Genomic DNA, 18,358 nt, shown 5'->3' on the forward strand with positions numbered 1-18,358 from the left:
TCTTTCGGCGCCCACTTCACTAGGAAGCTAGCTCATCAGTCCGGCGTGTTCCGCCGTGCTGGTAGGGGCGCATTATAGGGAGCTGCGCCGCGATGACAAGAGGAAAACTGCAAAAAATGGCACTTTTTGCAGTTTTCCGGTTCAAGCGTTGTTTAATTGAACAAAAGCCCCGCTTCGGCGAGGCTCTTTCGGGTAATAAACCCTGAATTCACATCAGGTTGCTACCTTTTTGACCAGAATTCGCGAGCGAAGCTGCGCACCTTTTCCCAATCGGTAAATTCGAGGTCCTTGGTAGTATCGGTACTGCCGCCAGTGATCTTCATAATCAGCTGGATAATGCGGGTCTGCCACCAGTTATAGCGAGAGTACTGCAGCGCACCGGCAAACACCCCCAGGGTTTTCGGCTTCCAAGGCGAGAGGCGCAGAAACTTCTTCATATAGGCGTTGGTTTGCGGCGTCTGCTTCTCGGGCTTGCGAGCGGTCAGGTTGACGCAGAAGAAGGCGGCATTGGCGACCTCCAGCTGTTCATGGTGGGCATGAATAAAACTGAGCAGGCTGGGGTGGAAGTTGCCATAGCGGATAGAAGCGCCGATCAACACCTTCTTGTACTTGCTGAGATTGCACTTGGGCAGGGTGTGCAAATCATGCATCACCACTTCGCATCCCGGCATATCCTCCAGCATGACATCGATGATTTTACGGGTTTGACCGTCCCTAGAGGAATAAAGCACCAGAATCTTGTCCATAACAACCTCAACTACGCCAGAATGCAGGGGTAAACAGTACCAGAAGCGTAAAAATTTCCAATCGACCAAACAACATGGCCAACACCAGTACCCATTGTGCAGCGGGTGAAATATTCCCGAAATTGGCTGAGACCTCTCCCAGCCCCGGGCCTACGTTGGTAAAAGCAGCCGCCACGGCGGTGAATGCGGTCACTTCATTCAACCCCGTCATCAGCAACAGCAACATGAATATAAAGAAGAGGATGATATAGGTGGCGAAGTAGCCCCACACCGCCTCGACGATACGCTCGGGCACAGCCCGCTTCCCCAGCTTCAGGGTATAGATAGCTCTGGGGTGAACCAACCGCTTCAGTTCACGCATCCCCTGCATAAAGAGGATCATGAAACGCATCACCTTGATACCGCCACCGGTACTGCCCGCACAACAGCCGATAAAGGCAGAGAACATCAGCAGCATGGGCAGGAAAGAGGGCCAGTCTGCATATGTGGTGGTGCTATAGCCGGTGGTGGTGCCCAGAGAGACCGCCTGGAACAGACCGTGGTTGAGCGCTTCTTGCCAGGTGGCGTAGTGCCCGTGGGTCAGCAAGGCGATAAAGCAGATCATCACCAGGGTCACCTGGATGGCCAGAAAAACCTTGAGCTCCGCGTCATAGAGGTAGCGCCCGAGCCGAACCGGACGATGGGAAAAGACAGTAAAGTGGAGCGCAAAGTTCACGCTGGCCAGCAGCAGGAACACCACGGTAATCAGGTTGATGACCGGACTGTTGAAAAAACCGATGCTGGCATCGTGGGTAGAGAAACCACCGACCGACAGGGTCGAAAACGAATGACACACCGCATCGAACAACGTCATCCCTGCCAGCCAGTAGGCCAGGGCACAGAGCGCGGTCAGCAGCAGGTAGATAAACCAGAGCGCCTTGGCCGTTTCAGCGATTCGCGGCGTCACCTTGGTATCCTTGACCGGGCCCGGGATCTCGGCACGATAGAGCTGCATGCCCCCGATACCCAGCAGCGGCAACACGGCGACCGCCAACACTATGATCCCCATGCCCCCCAGCCACTGCAGCAGCTGGCGGTAAAAAAGGAACGCCTTGGGCAGATTGTCCAGCCCGGTCAGCACAGTGGCGCCGGTGGTGGTCAGGCCGGAGAAAGATTCAAAGAATGCCTCGGACACCGACATATGCGGGGCATCGCTCAGAATAAAGGGCACAGCCCCCACGCTACCCAGCACCACCCAGAACAGCACCACAATGAGGAAACCCTCTTTCGCTCTGAGCTCCTTCTTGTGATAACGGTTGGGAAACCAGAGCGCGACCCCGAGCAACAGGGCCATGAGGAAAGATTTGATGAACTCGGCGCCACCCCCATCCCGATAACCAAACGCAACCAGCGCTGGCAGCAGCATGGTCGAGCTGAATAGCGCAACCAGCAGGCCAACGATGCGAATAATGCTCAGGGTGTGCATTCCGGCTCCTACTTCAAAACGATAAAGAGCGATGGATTCTAGCCATCTAAAGGCTGAAGGGATACCCGTCCATGGGTTCTGTCGGTTAATTCGCGGTCAACCCGCTCCCAGACTGCAGACTCCCACGCCACCTGCAGGGTGACCTGCTGGCCGTAATCGGCAGCCAGCAGTTCGCCGTTGTGGCTGCTGATCAGTGACTCGACCACGCCCATGTCGCCATAGTCGCAATGAATGGAGGAAGGAGTTCGCGGCACCTTGAGTTCGGTCACCAGCTGCTTGAGGGCTGCCCCCACGCCACCACCATAGGCCTTGACCAGACCGCCGGTACCAAGCTGGATACCACCGTAGTAACGCACCACGACGGCACAGATCTCTCCATACCCCGAGCCCATCAGCTGAGCGAGGATAGGCTTGCCCGCGGTACCGGACGGTTCGCCATCGTCACTGAAGCCATAGACCTGACTATCTTGTGGCGCGCCCGCCACAAAGGCCCAGCAGTGATGGCGAGCGGTCGGATGTTGACGCTTGATCTCGTTGACCCACCCCTTGGCCGCCTCGACGGTCGGGGTGTGGGCAATCAGGGTAATGAAACGGCTCTTCTTGATCTCTTCGCTGAGCTCCAATGGAGCGGCCGGAATGGAATAGGCTGCCGCCATCAGAGCCCTGCTTGCCGGGTCATGTTCTCCACCCCGTTGGCATGCAGCACCACGTTGTCTTCGATGCGGATGCCACCAAACGGACGCAGCGCCTCCACCTTGTTCCAGTTGACCCGCTTGCCCTGTTCGCCCTGACGCAGCGGCTCCAGCAGGCTGTCGATGAAGTAGAGACCGGGCTCTATAGTGAACACCTGGCCCACCTCCATCACCCGGGTGCAACGCAGATAGGGGAACTGCTCAGGAGCCGCCAGATGGGTGCCGCGCTCATCCTGCATGAAACCGCCCGCATCGTGTACCTGCAGGCCAAGGAAGTGACCTAGACCATGGGGGAAGAAAACGTTGGTCACCCCGGTGTGGATCATCTCGTCCACCGACATATCCACCAGCTCGGTCGCTTGCAACAGGCGCGCCAGCTTGTGGTGCATCTGCAGATGCAGCTCGCTGTAACGACGGCCCGGTTTGATCTCGCCGATGATCTCCTGCTGCTGCGCATCCAGCGCCGCGATGAGATCGGCAAACTCGCCGCGCCGCCACGCCCAGGTACGGGTGATATCGGAGGCATAACCGTGGAAATCGACACCTGCATCGATCAGGAAGGAGTAACGCTCAGCATCCGGCACCCGCACGGCCGAGAGATGGGTGTAGTGCAGGATGGCCGCATTGCGGTTTATGGCGACGATATTGCCGTAGGGCGCCTCGTTGGCCCCCTGCCCGACCGCCTTCATATAGGCCAGATTGATCTCGAACTCGCTCGCCCCTGCCATAAAGGAGTCCTTGGCCGCGATATGACCACGGACACCGATGCGGTTCGCCTCGCGCAGACACTCCAGCTCGTAGGGGGTCTTGTAGGCACGGTGATAATGCAGGTAGTTGAGCACCGCCTCGGGATTGGGCTGGGTTAGCCCCAGCAGCTCGGCCACTTCCAGATGACCGCCCAGATAGGCCCACTCCTGCTTGTTGGCTGGCAGATGATCGGCGACTTGTTCCGGCCGGGTCAGGAAACGGATATCGAAGAACTCGACCCAGAAGGCATTGGGCAGATCCGCCACCTTGTGCCAGAAATCGACCGGACGATAGAACAGCAGCACCGGTTTGTTCACCCCGTCCACCAGCAGCCAGCAGTGGGGATTGTCCAGCACCGGCAACCAGGCCTTGAAGTGCGGGTTTACCTTGAACGGGTAATCCTGATCATCGAGGAAGATGCGGTGGGTCTGGCCGGAGTGGATGGCCAGCCCGCCAAGTCCCTGTTGCTGCAGGATATCGCGGGTGCGTTGCTGCAAAGTGTCGAGATGCTGGGCAAAAAGTTGGCTGTAGCTGCTCATGGCGTCCTGCTCCGAGGTGAATGTGATTGCAGCATAACATCAAGCGCTTGGCGGCTCGACCCGTCAAGCTGCCGCTTCGTGAGGTAACGCATACGTTACAAACGTGTTTGTTATCAACAGAGAACCAGTCGTTAACAAATCAAAAACAATTCAATACACTGCCGGTAGATACATGAAGTCAGGGATTACTCATGGACAACCTCTGCCTGTGGCAACCGGATCCGCTCGGGATGCAGCAATCCAACCTCTACCGCTTTATGGCTGAGGTGAACCGCTTCCACGGCCTGCAACTGCAGAACTATCCGCAGCTTTACCAATGGTCGGTGGAGAAGACCACCCGCTTCTGGCCGCTGGTGTGGCAGCACTGCGGCGTCAAGGGCGAGCTCGGCAACATAGTGGCGGAGAACCGTCAGGATATGCAGCGTACCCGCTGGTTTCCCGACAGCCGTCTCAACTTCGCCGAGAACCTGCTGCGCCGCCAGGACGAGAGCCCGGCCATCATCTCCCGCATCGAAGGGAGCCCAAGCCGCACTCTTAGCTGGCGTGAACTGAGTGATCAGGTGGCCCGGCTGGCTCAATGGCTGCGCAATCAGGGGATTGGTCGTGGCGATGTGGTTGCCGCCTATCTGCCCAATATTCCGGAAACCGTGGTGGCCATGCTGGCAACCACCAGCCTTGGCGCGATCTGGACCTCCACCAGCCCCGACTTTGGCGAGGCCAGCGTGGTGGAGCGCTTCGGCCAGACCCGGCCGCGAGTGCTGTTTGCCGTGGATGGCTATCGCTATAACGGCAAGGAGATCGACATTCAGCAGAAGGTCGCCAGCGTGGTGAGCCAGCTCGGCAGCATAGAGCAGACGGTGATGATCCCCCTGCTCGGCAACCCGCTACAGCTTGGTCACGACTGGCAGCAACTGCTGGCGAATCAGCACGGCGCCCAGCTCACCTTTGAGGCCAGGGCCTTCAACGATCCGCTCTACATCCTCTACTCCTCCGGCACCACCGGCAAACCCAAGTGCATCGTGCACGGCATCGGCGGCACCCTGCTGCAACACCTGAAAGAGCACCAGCTGCACTGCGACATCAAACCGGGGGAGCGGATCTTCTACTTCACCACCTGCGGCTGGATGATGTGGAACTGGCTGGTGAGCGCCCTCGCCTCCGGCGCCACTCTGGTGCTCTACGATGGCTCGCCGTTTTACCCGGATGGCAACGTGCTGTGGGATCTGGCCCGCGACGAACAGGTCAGCTTGTTCGGCACCTCGGCCAAGTATCTCGACGCGCTGCACAAGCAGGGTTATGCCCCCATCAAGAGCCACGACTTGCCGCACTTGCGGCTGATCTGCAGCACCGGATCTGTGCTGTCGCCTGAGGGGTTCGACTACGTCTATCAGCAGATCAAACAGAATGTGCAACTCAGCTCCATCTCGGGCGGCACCGATATCTGCTCCTGCTTTGTCATCGGCGACCCCCTCAGCCCGGTCTATCGCGGCGAGAGTCAGGGGCGCGGACTCGGCCTCGCGGTGCAGGTGTTCAACGAAGCGGGCCAGCCGGTGCAGGGGGAGAAGGGCGAGCTGGTCTGCACCAAGCCGTTTCCGGCCCAGCCCATCTACTTCTGGGGCGACGAAAACGGCGACAAGTACCACGCCGCCTACTTCGAGCGGTTCGACAACATCTGGTGCCATGGCGACTGGATCGAGCTGACCCCGACCGGCGGCATTCTGTTCTACGGCCGCTCCGACGCGACCCTCAACCCGGGCGGCGTGCGGATCGGCACCAGCGAGATCTACCGCTATGTCGAGCAGCTGGACGAGGTGGAGGAGAGCATCGTCATCGGCCAGCAGTGGCAACAGGACGAGCGGGTGGTGCTGTTCGTCAAGCTCAAGGCGGGTTGCAAGCTGGACGAACCGCTGCGCGAGCGCATTCGCAAGCAAATAAAGCAACACTGCACCGCCCGCCACGTGCCTGCCCGCATCCTGCAGGTGGATGCCATCCCTCGCACCAAGTCCGGCAAGATCGTCGAACTGGCGGTGCGGGAAGTGGTACACAACAGACCAGTCAACAACACCCACGCCCTCGCCGATCCCGAGGTGCTGAACCAGTATCGCAACCGGCCGGAACTGGCCAGTTGATAACAGACTCACATCCATCCGAGGCGCCGCAAGGCGCCTCTCTTTTGCCGGTTTTGTGATGAGGAGCTTTTACTCGAGATCTGTTAAACAAATGTTTTAAATAGGTGTTGAAACTGTCTCATTTTGGATCAATAGTGAGCCTCACCCCCTCCTGGGGATAAAGGAGCACCACTCCCCACTGAGTGGGAACAAGGAGACACTCTCATGATCTACCAAGGCGAAACCCTGTCGGTCAGCTACCTCGAAAACGGCATTGCCGAACTGAGGTTTGATGCCCCGGGTTCAGTCAACAAGCTGGATCGCGCTACCCTGCTCTCCCTGAGCGAAGCGATCGCCGCATTACAACAAGAACGTGAACTAAAAGGTCTGATCCTCACCTCTGGCAAAGACGCCTTTATCGTCGGTGCCGACATTACCGAATTCCTGGAACTGTTCGATCTGCCGCAGGAAGATCTGCTCGGCTGGCTGAAAAAGGCCAACGACATCTTCAATGCCATCGAAGATCTGCCGGTACCGACCCTCTCAGCCATCAAGGGCCACGCGCTCGGCGGCGGCTGCGAGACCATCCTCTCCACCGACTTCCGTCTGGCTGATACCACAGCCAAAATCGGCCTGCCCGAGACCAAACTCGGCATCATGCCTGGCTTTGGCGGCACAGTCCGTCTGCCGCGAGTGATCGGCGCCGACAACGCGCTCGAGTGGATCACCACCGGCAAGGATTACCGTGCCGATGACGCCCTCAAGGTGGGAGCCATCGACGCCGTGGTCGCCCCCGACGCGCTGCACAGCGCTGCGCTGCAGATGATCAAAGACGCCATCGCGGGCAAACTGGACTGGCAGAGCCGTCGCGCCGCCAAAAAAGCGCCGCTGCGCCTCTCCAAACTGGAAGCCATGATGAGCTTCACCACCGCTGCCGGCATGGTTGCCGCCGTGGCGGGCAAACACTATCCGGCGCCGATGACAGCGGTGAAAACCGTCGAGGCCGCCGCAGGCATGGGCCGTGACGAAGCGCTGGCCGTTGAGGCGCAGGGCTTTATCAAGCTGGCCAAGACCGACGTGGCCAAGGCGCTGGTCGGCATCTTCCTGAACGATCAACACATCAAGGCGCTGGCCAAGAAGGCTGCCAAGCAGGCGAGCAAGGCCACCGGCCATGCTGCCGTACTGGGTGCTGGCATCATGGGGGGCGGCATCGCCTACCAGTCTGCCAGCAAGGGCATTCCGGCGGTGATGAAGGACATCAACGAGAAGGCGCTGGCACTTGGCATGGGCGAAGCCACCAAGCTGCTCAACGGCCAGCTCGAAAAGGGCCGCATCGACGGCATCAAGATGGGCCAGGTGCTCTCCGCCATTACCCCGACCCTCAGCTATGACAACGTCAAAGGCGTGGACGTAGTGGTCGAAGCCGTGGTCGAGAATCCCAAGGTGAAAGCCGCCGTACTGGGCGAAGTAGAAGGGATCATTGGCGAAGACGCCGTGCTCGCCAGCAACACCTCCACCATCCCCATATCCCTGCTGGCCAAGGGGCTGAAGCGCCCGCAGAACTTCTGCGGCATGCACTTCTTCAACCCGGTGCACCGCATGCCACTGGTGGAGATCATTCGCGGCGAGCAGACATCCGATGAAACCATCAACCGTGTGGTGGCCTACGCCGCCGCGATGGGCAAGTCCCCGGTGGTGGTCAACGACTGCCCGGGCTTCTTCGTCAACCGCGTGTTGTTCCCCTACTTCTTCGGCTTCAACAAACTGGTCGCCGATGGCGCCGACTTCGCCGCCGTCGACAAGGTGATGGAGAAGGAGTTCGGCTGGCCGATGGGCCCCGCCTACCTGCTGGACGTGGTCGGCATCGACACCGGTCACCATGCCGGTGATGTGATGGCGCAGGGCTTCCCGGCACGCATGAGCAAGGAAGGCCGTACCGCCATCGACGTGATGTACGAGGTCAGCCGCTTCGGCCAGAAGAACGGCAAGGGCTTCTACGCCTACGAACAGGACAAGAAGGGCAAACCGAAGAAGGTGGCCGACGCAGCTAGCTACGAGCTGCTGGCCCCGATTGCCAAGCCGAAACAGGATTTCGACAAGGAAGCCATCATCGCTCGCATGATGATCCCGATGATCAACGAGGTGGTGCTCTGTCTGGAAGAGGGCATAGTCGCCACACCAGCCGAAGCCGACATCGCGCTGGTCTACGGTCTGGGCTTCCCTCCCTTCCGCGGCGGCGTGTTCCGCTATCTGGACACCATTGGTCTGGATCGCTACGTGGCCATGGCCGACCAGTATGCCGATTTGGGCCCGCTCTACCGCGTCAGCGACAAGCTGCGCGAGATGGCCGCCCAGGGCAAAACCTTCTACTGATTGCGGAAAGGAGATCCATTCATGAAAGACGTAGTCATTGTCGACTGTATCCGGACCCCGATGGGCCGGTCCAAGGGCGGCGCCTTCCGCAACGTGCGTGCAGAAGATCTGTCCGCGCACCTGATGAAATCCATCCTGCTGCGCAACCCCAATCTCGACCCGAACGAGATCGAGGATATCTACTGGGGCTGCGTGCAGCAGACCCTGGAGCAGGGCTTCAACATCGCTCGCAACGCCGCCCTGCTGGCCGGCATTCCGAAGCAGGTGGGGGCGGTCACCGTCAACCGTCTGTGTGGCTCCTCCATGCAGGCGCTGCATGATGCCTCCCGCGCCATTCAGGTGGGTGATGGGGACATCTTCATCATCGGCGGCGTTGAGCACATGGGTCACGTGCCGATGAGCCACGGCGTTGACTTCCACCCAGGCATGGCCAAATCGGTGGCGAAAGCCTCCGGCATGATGGGGCTGACCGCCGAGATGCTCGGCAAGCTGCACGGCATCAGCCGTCAGCAGCAGGACGAGTTTGCCGCCCGCTCCCATCGCCGTGCCTATGCCGCCACCGTGGAAGGACGTTTTGCCAAGGAGATCGTCGGGCTGGAAGGCCATGACGCCAGCGGCGCCCGCTTCTTCTACGACTACGACGAGGTGATCCGCCCGGAGACCACGGTCGAAACCCTGAGCCAGTTGCGCCCGGTGTTTGACCCGGTCAACGGCACCGTCACCGCCGGCAGCTCCTCGGCCCTGTCCGATGGCGCCGCCGCCATGCTGGTGATGAGCTCGGATCGTGCCAAGGCCCTCGGCCTCACGCCGCGCGCCAAGGTACGTGCCATGGCCATCGCCGGCTGCGACGCCGCCATCATGGGTTACGGCCCGGTACCGGCCACCCAGAAGGCGCTCAAACGGGCCGGCCTGACCATCGGCGACATCGACCTGTTCGAGCTGAACGAGGCGTTTGCCGCCCAGTCCCTGCCCTGTGTGAAGGATTTGGGTCTGCAGGATCAGGTGGACGAGAAGGTGAACCTCAACGGCGGCGCCATTGCGCTGGGTCACCCCCTCGGCTGCTCCGGCGCGCGCATCTCCACCACCCTCATCAATCTGATGGAGGAGAAGGATGCCACGCTGGGGGTTGCCACCATGTGTATCGGTCTGGGTCAGGGCATCGCCACCGTATTCGAACGGGTGTGATCCACAAGCAACTCGATCGAATATCAACGTTTTCGGGGCCGGCATTACCGGCCCCTTTTCAAATCTGAGGCCATCGCCACACGGGGTGCTGGCCTGTAGTCGGATGCTGGGTATTGGCCGTCCCGTTTGGGTCGGCCTTTTTTCGTTTTAAACCCGGCAATGGGTGGTTATTGCTCCAAACCTCACATTAGATGGGGGGCTTGCTTGCTTTTTGCTCCCCCGACAGGTTCAATCTGCACAAAAAAATGGGTGGATGCACATACATATGTCAATGAGCAAACAACTGCTGATCGTCGATGACGACCAAGAGATCCGCGAGCTGCTCAATGAATACCTGACCCGGGCGGGCTTTCAGGTATTGACGGCGGCAGAGGGCAACGAGATGCGCGAGCAGCTCGCCCAGCACAGCCCGGACCTGATCATTCTGGACATCATGATGCCCGGCGAGGATGGCTTTACCCTCTGCCAGCAGATCCGTCGCACCTCCCAGGTGCCCATCATCATGCTGACTGCGGCCTCCGACGAAGCGGATCGGGTGATCGGCCTCGAGCTCGGCGCCGATGACTACATCGCCAAGCCCTTCAGCCCGCGCGAGCTGCAGGCCCGCATCAAGGCGTTGCTGCGCCGCGCCGAATTTCGCCAGCCGGAAAAAGAGAAAGAGCCGAGCCGCCGCCTGCGCTTCGCCGAGTGGACCCTCGACACCCTGAGCCACCAGCTGACCCACGAAGATGGCAGCCTGCTGGATCTCTCCGGCAGCGATGCCATGCTGCTCGGCATGTTCCTGCAGCAACCCGGCGTGGTGCTGGATCGCGACACCATCTCCGATGCCACCCGTGGTCGCGAAAGCCTGCCGATGGAGCGCGGCATCGACGTGCAGATCAGCCGCTTGCGCCAGAAGCTGGGCGACAACGGCAAGAGTCCGCGCATCATCAAGACCATTCGCGGTAGCGGCTACATGCTGATTGCCGAGGTACACGAACTGCCATGAGCAACAAGTGGTCCTGGGGGGCGCTGGTGCCCCGCTCTCTGCTGTCGCGGATGATCCTGCTGCTGTTGCTGGCCATCCTGCTCTCCCAGACCATTCTGACCGGCATCTGGATGCAGCAGATCCAGAAGCGAGAGCTGGAGGGGATGCTCAGCACCACCCGCAACCTCGCCATGTCTGCCGCTTCCACCGTCAACTTCTTCAAATCCCTGCCGCTGCAATATCGTCACATCGCCCTCGACCAGCTGCGCAACATGGGCGGCAGCCGCTTCTTTGTCTCGCTGAACGCAGAGGAGATCCACATCAACGCCATCCCCGACAGCGAACGCAAGACGCTGGTGCTGGAGGAGGTGGAGGGAGTGCTGACCCGCAAGCTCTCCGATGCCATGGCGATCAAGGTGGATTTCTCGCGGCCCGAAGATCTCCACGTATTCAACAACGACACCCTGCTGGCGGATCTCCCCTCCTCCTGGGCGCGCTACACCCTGTCGCTCGAGCCCATCAATCCGCCGGTGCTGGTGACCCAGATCGAAATAGAAAAGGGGGAGTGGCTCTATCTGGCGGCCCTGCTACCCGCTCCCTACATGACCTTGGATGACACCGTCATGCCAAGCAATCAGGTGCGCTTCATCGCCCTGATGACGGTGTTCCTCTGCTTCTTCACCTTTATGCTAGTGCGCTGGCAGACCCGGCCGCTGCGCCGGCTGGCCAAGGCGGCGGTCAATCTCGGCAAGGATATCGACCAGCCTTCGCTCAAGGAGGAGGGTGCCTCCGAGATCGTGGCGGCCACCCGCGCCTTCAACATCATGCAGCACCGCATCCGCCGCTATATCGATGATAGAGAGCGACTGTTCAGCTCGATTTCCCACGACCTCAAGACCCCCATTACCCGGCTGCGGCTGCGGGTCGAACTGCTCGACGACGAGGTACAGATCGCCAAGTTCAACAAGGATCTCGACGAACTGGAGCTGATGGTGAAAGGGGCGCTGCAGACGGTCAAAGAGACCGACATCCACGAGAACATCGAGGAGATCGACATCAACGCCCTGCTGGAGCAGATGGCCGAATCGCTCAACCTCCACGACGAACGCCTCACCATCGAGGGGCACTGCAAGTGGCCCTACCGCGGCAAGCTGCTGGCTCTCAAGCGCTGCATCGGCAATCTGGTGGACAACGGCATCAAATATGGCCAGCGGGTACGCATCATCATCATGGATGACGAGGAGATGCTGATCCTGTTCATCATGGATGAGGGGCCCGGCCTGCCGGATGACCAGTTCGAGCGCATCTTCGAGCCCTATTACCGGCTCAGCACGGATCAGGCCGGTACCGGCCTCGGGCTCGGCATCGCCCGCAACATCGCCCACGCTCACGGCGGCGATCTGGTGCTGGAAAATCGTCCGCAAGGTGGCCTGCAGGCCACCCTCTCACTGCCAAGGTAGTCTTCTCATGAAGTGGTTCCCTCTCCCCCTGCTCGCCCTGCTCTCCGGTTCTGCCTGTGCCTCCCAGGTGGAGGTGCTGCACTGGTGGACCTCCGGCGGCGAAGCACAGGCGGTCGAAGTGCTCAAATCGGAGTGGATCGCCAAGGGCAACCAGTGGAACGACTTTGCAGTGCAGGGCGGTGGCGGCAAGAGTGCCATGACGGTGCTGAAAAGCCGGGCACTGGCTGCCAACCCGCCGGAGGCCGCCCACCTCAAGGGGTATGAACTCAAGGAGTGGGCCGGGCTCGGCTTTCTGCGCGATCTCACCCCCATGGCGGAGCACCTCGGCTGGTACAGCCAGATGCCGCCTATGGTGCGGGCCACCCTCAGCCAGAACGGCGCCCTGATGGCGGTGCCGACCGGCATCCACCGGGTCAACTGGTTGTGGCTCAACCGCAAGGTGTTCGAGCAACAAAAGCTCACCCCTCCCACCGACTGGGCCCAGTTCGTGACGGTCGCCGACAAGCTTAAAAAACGGGGCATCACTCCGCTCGCCATCGGCAACGAGCCCTGGCAGCTGGCCGTCCTGTTTGAAACGGTGGCGCTCGGTGAAGGGGGCAAGCAGTTCTATCGCAAAGCCTTTGTGGAACAGGACAGCGCCACCCTGACCGGCCCCGACATGGTACGGGTACTGACCCGCTTCCAGCAGCTGCGCGCCTACGTCCCGCAAAAGTACGCCGGACTGAAATGGCATCAGGCCACCAATCTGCTGGAGAGCGGCGGCGCCGCCATGCAGGTGATGGGGGACTGGGTGAAGGGGGAGCTGCTCGCCGGCAACTACCGGCCGGGCGAAGATATCGAATGCCTGCCGAGCCCCGGCAGCACCGGGCTATTCAGCTACAACCTCGACTCCATCGCCATGTTCAAACAGCGGGATCCAGCCCAGCTGCAGGCGCAGGGGGAGCTGGCCCAGCTGCTGATGACGCCGAAGTTTCAGGAGGAGTTCAACCGGGTAAAGGGGTCGATTCCGGCGCTGACCAAACCAAACATGAGCAAGTTTGATCGCTGCGCCATCCGCTCCTATCAGGATTTCCTTCACGCCGAGCAACAGGACAATCTGCTGCCCAGCATGGCAGAGGGGATGGCCACTCCCACCAATATGCGTCAGGCGATTCTGGATGTGCTGAGCAACTTCTTCAACGACCCCAAAGCCAATCCGCAGCAGACGGCGCTGCATCTGGAGCGGGCGATGCGCTCGACCCGCTGATCCGGGCAAATTGCCAAACGGCAGAAATGACAAAGGCGGATTGCTCCGCCTTTGTTGTTGAATCGTCATCAAGTCAGGATTGATCGTTTTCGTCCTCATCCTCGTCATAGTAATCGCTGAGCTCAATCCAGAGCCCCAGCCCGACCATCACCATGGAACCGAACCAGGTACCGGTATTCCCGATCGGGCTGCCCATCACTATCATGGCGAAGGACAAGAACCCCATGCCTGCATAGGCCTGCAATCTGCCGTAGGAGACCTGCATATTCACCTCCTTGTTGAATATGGTTCAATTTTTATATTACTCGTCCGGCAGGCGCTGGATAGCCTGCAATAACATTTTGGTTACATATGCTGTTGCACAGGCCAATGGTTTGCTTATTTTTTAGCCCTGAGTATCATTGGCAGCCGAATAGGTTGAAGGTTGATGATAGATGAGTGATTTATTCTGCGATGCAACTCACGAGTTGGACGCAATCGGGCTCCGTTGCCCGGAGCCTGTGATGATGGTGCGTAAAAAAGTACGGCTGATGGCTGACGGGGAGACCCTGCTGGTCAGTGCCGACGATCCCTCAACCACCCGCGACATCCCCAGTTTCTGCCGCTTTATGGATCACACTCTGGTCGCCAGCGAGACAGAGCAGGCCCCCTACCGTTATCTGATCCGCAAGGGTCAATAATCCCCCGTTTCCGGAGCACGCCATGACAACCATTACCCGAATCGGCACCACCCAGCGTTGGTCTGACGTCGTCATTCACAACGGCACCCTCTATGTGGTGGAAGTCCCCGTCAGCGAAGAGGCCGACATCCACCAGCAGACCCGCGAAGTGCTGACCAGTCTGCAACGCCTGCTGGAAGCCAACGGCTCCGGCGTCGACAAGATCCTGATGGCCAACATCTATCTCAAAGACATTGGCGACATCGCCGCCTTCAACGAGCAGTGGGATGCCTGGATCCCGGCTGGCACCGCACCGGTACGCGCCTGTGTACAGGCCCGTCTGGCCCATGAAGGCTACAAGGTGGAAGTGCAGCTGACTGCGGCGGTCTAAGAGGCTTATCCCCCTCATCCCCCAGCCCTTCTCCCGCAAGGGGAGAAGGGAGCAAAGAACAAGGTGCCATTGCTTGCAGCGGCACCAATAAAAAGGCCCCGCCATCACTGGCGGGGCCTTTTCGTTACCGAAACCCGAACGACTTAGGCAGTCGGGGTCAGGGTAATGGTGACGCGGCGGTTCTGGGCTTTGCCGGCTGCGGTGCTGTTGGTTGCAATAGGCTGATCCGGGCCAACACCTGTGGTAGCGATACGGCTGCCTGCAACGCCCTGACCAATCAGCTGGGCAGCAACGGCATCGGCGCGCTCACGGGAGAGCTTCATGTTCAGATCGCGGGAACCTGTGCTGTCGGTGTGACCGACTACGTTCAGGCGAGTCTTGTCGAACTCGGCAACCACCATGGCCACGCCGGACAGGGTGTTGGCACCAGCCGCTTTCAGCTGGGAGCTGGAGCTGTCGAAGGTGACGTTGTTCGGCATGTTGAGGATCAGCTCGTTGCCATTACGGGTAACGCTGACGCCAGTGCCCTGCAGCTTCTCGCGCAGCTTGGCCTCCTGCACATCCATGTAGTAACCGATACCACCACCCAACGCCGCACCGGCGGCTACGCCAGTCAGGATACCCTTCTTGCGGTCACCCTTGCTGGAGGAGAGCGCGCCTACTGCGGCACCGGCAGCGGCACCGGCCAGCGCGCCCCAAGCGCCCTTGGAGGTCTGGGATTCGCCAGTGTAGGGGTTGGTGGTACAGCCACTCAGGGCAACGGCCAGTGCAACTGCGGGAACCAGAGTCTTGAAATGCATGAAAAAACCTCAAAAAAACAACTCGATAAACTGAAGGGCGGCATTCTACCCCAGAGGTGTGCCAAGGTGTGACGTCAGCAGAAAGAGAGTCACACCGGGCAGAAAAGGGCAGTATCGGTGATTGAACTGGATCTTCCCTGAACCAGAGGGGAAAACCTGACGAAGAGAATGGATATGTGATTAAAGGCAGGCCGTAGGGTGGCCCCATTGACTACTATTGAAGGTACTGTCAATAGGGCATCCGAGGGTTCCATGTCTTCACTGCTTCGCAATATTTCTATCCGGCGCCTGCTGCTGGGGGCAAGCCTCATCATCTTGCTGACCATGATTTTGAGCAACATCTGGCGCAGCACATTGACCAGCCAGCTCGGACTGCTGCCGGGCGAAGTCATCAAGATCACCAACGTCCAGATAGCGCTGCAGGAGCTGCGTTACCACACCACCCAGGTACAACAATTCCTCACCGATGCAGCCGTATCGGGGGAGCAGGACTCCATCGGCGAGGCAGAGCAGCATGCGCAGGCGGCTCGTCAGCTACTCGACACCCTGCCCGGGTTGCAGAGTGCCCTCACCCCCCTGCTGACCCGTCAGCTGGAAGTGGGCAAGCGGATGGTCGATGCCTATCTCAAAGAGGGACGTGATGCAGGCAACCGCCTGATGAAGGAGCCGGATCAGGGGTTCGATGCACTGACCGATAGCATCTCCGGCGCCGTCGAACAGGCGCTCGAACAGCAGCGGCAACAACTGCAGCAGCAGGAGCGCGCCATTGAAAATCAGAACCAGACCCTGCAGAGCCAGGATATGATCCTGCTGCTCGTCAGCTTGGCCGTTATCATGCTGATGCTGCTGCTGATCCACCTCAAAACCGTGCAGCCCCTGCAGCAGCTGATGGCACAGCTGGTCGAGCTGGCCAATCGCAGCCACAATCTTACCTTCCGGCTGCGCATTCAGGGGCAGGACGAATTCGCCTATCTGGCCAAGGTGTTCAACCGCTTCCTCGACAATATCGACAGCCTGATCGGCTCGGTGCAGCAGGTTTCCCACAAGACCCATGACAAGATGGCACTGCTGATGAACCACTCCGGCAGCACCTTCAACAGCATGCAGCAAGCCCAGCAAAACACCGACATGCTGGCGGCCGCCATCAACGAAATGACCGCTACCGTCCACAATATCGAGCACAACACCGAGCAGGCCAGTCAGGATACCCTGCTCACCCAGCAGCAGGCCCACGATGGTCAGCAGCAGGTGAGCCAGACCATCGCCCTGATCCGTCAGGTTGCCGACCATATCGAGCAATCGGCAGGGGAAGTGACCCAGCTGGATCAGGAGAGCACCCAGATCGGCAACATCTTGCAGGTGATCCGTACCATCTCGGAACAGACCAACCTGCTGGCCCTCAACGCGGCCATCGAGGCGGCCCGGGCCGGCGAGCAGGGACGCGGCTTTGCGGTGGTGGCCGACGAGGTGCGCCAGCTGGCCATCCGTACCCAGGCGGCCACTGTCGATATCCAGCAGCGGATCGAGGCGCTGCAGAACAACACCCGCCATGCGGTCAACACCATGCACACTACCCGCAATGTCAGCGAGCAGGCGGTCAATCAGGCGGCCGGCACCGGCGAGACCCTGAACGCCATCGTCGAGGCGATCACCCGGGTTGCCGACATGAACGGCCAGATCGCTACAGCGGCGGAACAGCAGGCCAAGGTGACCGAAGAGACCAACCGCAACGTCATGCTGGTCGCCAACATCGCCCGCGAGTGTCTGGATCTTTCGCGCGAGAGCCGCACCCACACCCGGGATCTCAATCAGGCCAATGAGGAGATCCGTCTGGTCAGCGATCAGTTCGAGGTCAACTCAAACCCCCACAATGGTAACGAGCAAGATCTGCTGCACTGGAACGAATCCTTTATGGTCAACGTGCCGAGCGTGGACCGTCAGCATCAGGGGCTGTTCGAGGCGATGAACCGCTTCTACCACGCCGTCCGCGACAACAGCTCGCCCCAGCAGCGCAAACAGCGGCTGGACGAGCTGCTCAAGCTGGCAACCCAGCACTTTGCCGATGAAGAGAAGAGCATGGAGCAGGCCTGCTACCCCGATCTGCAACGCCACAAGCAGGAGCACGTCAAACTGCTGGCCGAGCTGGGCGCCCTGATCCGCCGCGAAGGGGGCGACGAGCAGGAGCGCAATATGGAGATGATCATCTTCCTCAAGAACTGGCTGCTCAACCACATCTTCCGGGTGGACAAGCAGTACAGCGACTGCATGATCAAGGCGGGGGTAAAGTAACCCCCTTCACCTTGCCGGAAGCAGGACAATGCCAGTCAGCCATGACTGGCATTGTTGTTTTCGGGGCTGGTTTGGCAGAACTATGTGCGGGGTTGGCGGGCGGCCTGCAGGCATTCGGCATGGCAGGGGCAGCTGACCAGATGATCGTTCACCATCCCCACCGCCTGCATAAAGGCGTAGCAGATGGTGCTGCCGACGAAAGTGAAGCCACGCTTCTTGAGCGCCTTGGACATGGCATCCGACTCCGGTGAGGTCGCAGGAATGTCGCCATTGCCCTGGCGCTGGTTGACGATAGGGGCGCCGCCGACAAAGCCCCACAGATAATCCACGAAGTCGATGCCTTCGGCCTCCAGCGCCAGATAGGCGCGGGCGTTTTTGATGATCGATTGCACCTTGAGCCGGTTGCGGATAATGCCGGTGTCCTGCATCAGCCGCTCCACATCCTGCTCGTCGAACTGCACGATAAACGCAGGATCGAAGTCGGCATAGGCGCGGTAATAGCTCTCGGTACGTTTGAGGATGGTGATCCACGACAGCCCCGCCTGCTGGCCATCGAGGCAGAGCTTGGCAAACAGCTCGCGGGCGTCATAGACCGGCCTGCCCCACTGTTTGTCATGGTATTCAATGTATTCCGGGTCTTTGGTCACCCAGGCGCAGCGCAGTTCCATTTCCTCTCCCTCGTTATTTCAGC

16 protein-coding genes are annotated in these 18,358 nt (G+C 60.0%); 9 read left to right on the plus strand and 7 right to left on the minus strand.

The window, feature by feature from the left end:
- Positions 1-221: 221 nt before the first annotated feature.
- The 4 genes from hemG to pepQ are packed head-to-tail and all read right to left on the minus strand — an operon-like array spanning position 222 to position 4,189.
- Positions 222-746 (minus strand): menaquinone-dependent protoporphyrinogen IX dehydrogenase, encoded by a 525-nt coding sequence (gene hemG, locus LG31_RS0102010; protein ID WP_033112845.1) that lies wholly within the window; start codon positions 744-746, stop codon positions 222-224.
- Between the two features lie 7 nt (positions 747-753).
- Positions 754-2,211, minus strand: coding sequence for a TrkH family potassium uptake protein (locus LG31_RS0102015; protein ID WP_033112846.1), 1,458 nt, complete (start codon positions 2,209-2,211; stop codon positions 754-756).
- A gap of 38 nt (positions 2,212-2,249) precedes the next feature.
- Positions 2,250-2,867, minus strand: a complete 618-nt coding sequence (locus tag LG31_RS0102020; RefSeq protein WP_033112847.1) for a YigZ family protein — start codon at positions 2,865-2,867, stop codon at positions 2,250-2,252.
- Complete coding sequence (pepQ, locus tag LG31_RS0102025; RefSeq protein ID WP_033112848.1) at positions 2,867-4,189, minus strand: Xaa-Pro dipeptidase; 1,323 nt, start codon at positions 4,187-4,189, stop codon at positions 2,867-2,869. The genes LG31_RS0102020 and pepQ overlap by 1 nt, the downstream gene beginning before the upstream one ends.
- A gap of 191 nt (positions 4,190-4,380) precedes the next feature.
- Here pepQ and LG31_RS0102030 point away from each other — a divergent pair, with 191 nt between their 5' ends.
- The 6 genes from LG31_RS0102030 (at position 4,381) to LG31_RS0102055 (ending at position 13,528) form a co-directional block, all read left to right on the plus strand.
- Positions 4,381-6,318, plus strand: a complete 1,938-nt coding sequence (locus tag LG31_RS0102030) for an acetoacetate--CoA ligase (protein WP_033112849.1) — start codon at positions 4,381-4,383, stop codon at positions 6,316-6,318.
- 204 nt (positions 6,319-6,522) lie between these two features.
- Positions 6,523-8,670 carry a fatty acid oxidation complex subunit alpha FadB gene (gene fadB / locus LG31_RS0102035; protein ID WP_033112850.1) on the plus strand — a complete coding sequence of 716 codons (2,148 nt, stop codon included), beginning with the start codon at positions 6,523-6,525 and terminating at the stop codon, positions 8,668-8,670.
- A 21-nt stretch (positions 8,671-8,691) separates the two neighbouring features.
- The gene (fadA, locus tag LG31_RS0102040) at positions 8,692-9,855 is read left to right on the plus strand and encodes an acetyl-CoA C-acyltransferase FadA (protein WP_033112851.1); all 1,164 of its coding nucleotides are present in this window, start codon (positions 8,692-8,694) and stop codon (positions 9,853-9,855) included.
- Between the two features lie 265 nt (positions 9,856-10,120).
- Complete coding sequence (locus tag LG31_RS0102045) at positions 10,121-10,843, plus strand: response regulator (protein ID WP_033112852.1); 723 nt, start codon at positions 10,121-10,123, stop codon at positions 10,841-10,843.
- Positions 10,840-12,282 carry an ATP-binding protein gene (locus LG31_RS0102050; protein ID WP_033112853.1) on the plus strand — a complete coding sequence of 481 codons (1,443 nt, stop codon included), beginning with the start codon at positions 10,840-10,842 and terminating at the stop codon, positions 12,280-12,282. The genes LG31_RS0102045 and LG31_RS0102050 overlap by 4 nt, the downstream gene beginning before the upstream one ends.
- Positions 12,283-12,289: 7 nt before the next feature.
- Positions 12,290-13,528, plus strand: coding sequence for an ABC transporter substrate-binding protein (locus LG31_RS0102055; RefSeq protein WP_033112854.1), 1,239 nt, complete (start codon positions 12,290-12,292; stop codon positions 13,526-13,528).
- Between the two features lie 73 nt (positions 13,529-13,601).
- On the opposite strand, the gene LG31_RS0102060 is transcribed toward LG31_RS0102055, so the two are convergent.
- Positions 13,602-13,793: a hypothetical protein gene (locus tag LG31_RS0102060; RefSeq protein ID WP_005339471.1), complete on the minus strand. Its 192-nt coding sequence runs from the start codon at positions 13,791-13,793 to the stop codon at positions 13,602-13,604.
- Positions 13,794-13,962: 169 nt separating this feature from the next.
- Between LG31_RS0102060 and tusA the strand changes: the two genes are divergently transcribed.
- Together tusA and LG31_RS0102070 are read left to right on the plus strand one after the other, a co-directional pair.
- On the plus strand, positions 13,963-14,208 hold the full coding sequence (gene tusA, locus LG31_RS0102065; RefSeq protein WP_005342448.1) for a sulfurtransferase TusA: 246 nt from the start codon (positions 13,963-13,965) through the stop codon (positions 14,206-14,208).
- Between the two features lie 22 nt (positions 14,209-14,230).
- The gene (locus LG31_RS0102070; RefSeq protein WP_033112855.1) at positions 14,231-14,578 is read left to right on the plus strand and encodes a RidA family protein; all 348 of its coding nucleotides are present in this window, start codon (positions 14,231-14,233) and stop codon (positions 14,576-14,578) included.
- Between the two features lie 143 nt (positions 14,579-14,721).
- Here the strand turns inward: LG31_RS0102070 and LG31_RS0102075 are convergent, their stop codons facing one another.
- Positions 14,722-15,378 carry an OmpA family lipoprotein gene (locus LG31_RS0102075; RefSeq protein ID WP_033112856.1) on the minus strand — a complete coding sequence of 219 codons (657 nt, stop codon included), beginning with the start codon at positions 15,376-15,378 and terminating at the stop codon, positions 14,722-14,724.
- Between the two features lie 252 nt (positions 15,379-15,630).
- Here LG31_RS0102075 and LG31_RS0102080 point away from each other — a divergent pair, with 252 nt between their 5' ends.
- Entirely contained in the window at positions 15,631-17,667 is a 2,037-nt protein-coding gene (locus LG31_RS0102080) for a bacteriohemerythrin (protein WP_033112857.1), read from the plus strand.
- Positions 17,668-17,747: 80 nt separating this feature from the next.
- Here LG31_RS0102080 and LG31_RS0102085 read toward each other — a convergent pair whose 3' ends face one another.
- Entirely contained in the window at positions 17,748-18,335 is a 588-nt protein-coding gene (locus LG31_RS0102085; RefSeq protein ID WP_033112858.1) for a DNA-3-methyladenine glycosylase I, read from the minus strand.
- Positions 18,336-18,358: the final 23 nt, after the last annotated feature.

It is taken from the genome of Aeromonas lacus (genome assembly GCF_000764665.1).
Classification (GTDB): Bacteria; Pseudomonadota; Gammaproteobacteria; order Enterobacterales; family Aeromonadaceae; genus Aeromonas; species Aeromonas lacus.

Excerpts from the sequence above, each read along its gene's own strand:
- LG31_RS0102075 (WP_033112856.1), bottom strand. The coding sequence starts at position 15,378 with ATGCATTTCAAGACTCTGGTTCCCGCAGTTGCACTGGCCGTTGCCCTG.
- LG31_RS0102085 (WP_033112858.1), bottom strand. The coding sequence starts at position 18,335 with ATGGAACTGCGCTGCGCCTGGGTGACCAAAGACCCGGAATACATTGAA.
- LG31_RS0102045 (WP_033112852.1), top strand. The coding sequence starts at position 10,121 with ATGTCAATGAGCAAACAACTGCTGATCGTCGATGACGACCAAGAGATC.
- LG31_RS0102055 (WP_033112854.1), top strand. The coding sequence starts at position 12,290 with ATGAAGTGGTTCCCTCTCCCCCTGCTCGCCCTGCTCTCCGGTTCTGCC.
- fadA (WP_033112851.1), top strand. The coding sequence starts at position 8,692 with ATGAAAGACGTAGTCATTGTCGACTGTATCCGGACCCCGATGGGCCGG.
- fadB (WP_033112850.1), top strand. The coding sequence starts at position 6,523 with ATGATCTACCAAGGCGAAACCCTGTCGGTCAGCTACCTCGAAAACGGC.
- LG31_RS0102020 (WP_033112847.1), bottom strand. The coding sequence starts at position 2,867 with ATGGCGGCAGCCTATTCCATTCCGGCCGCTCCATTGGAGCTCAGCGAA.
- LG31_RS0102070 (WP_033112855.1), top strand. The coding sequence starts at position 14,231 with ATGACAACCATTACCCGAATCGGCACCACCCAGCGTTGGTCTGACGTC.
- LG31_RS0102015 (WP_033112846.1), bottom strand. The coding sequence starts at position 2,211 with ATGCACACCCTGAGCATTATTCGCATCGTTGGCCTGCTGGTTGCGCTA.
- LG31_RS0102050 (WP_033112853.1), top strand. The coding sequence starts at position 10,840 with ATGAGCAACAAGTGGTCCTGGGGGGCGCTGGTGCCCCGCTCTCTGCTG.
- tusA (WP_005342448.1), top strand. The coding sequence starts at position 13,963 with ATGAGTGATTTATTCTGCGATGCAACTCACGAGTTGGACGCAATCGGG.
- LG31_RS0102080 (WP_033112857.1), top strand. The coding sequence starts at position 15,631 with ATGTCTTCACTGCTTCGCAATATTTCTATCCGGCGCCTGCTGCTGGGG.
- LG31_RS0102030 (WP_033112849.1), top strand. The coding sequence starts at position 4,381 with ATGGACAACCTCTGCCTGTGGCAACCGGATCCGCTCGGGATGCAGCAA.
- hemG (WP_033112845.1), bottom strand. The coding sequence starts at position 746 with ATGGACAAGATTCTGGTGCTTTATTCCTCTAGGGACGGTCAAACCCGT.
- LG31_RS0102060 (WP_005339471.1), bottom strand. The coding sequence starts at position 13,793 with ATGCAGGTCTCCTACGGCAGATTGCAGGCCTATGCAGGCATGGGGTTC.
- pepQ (WP_033112848.1), bottom strand. The coding sequence starts at position 4,189 with ATGAGCAGCTACAGCCAACTTTTTGCCCAGCATCTCGACACTTTGCAG.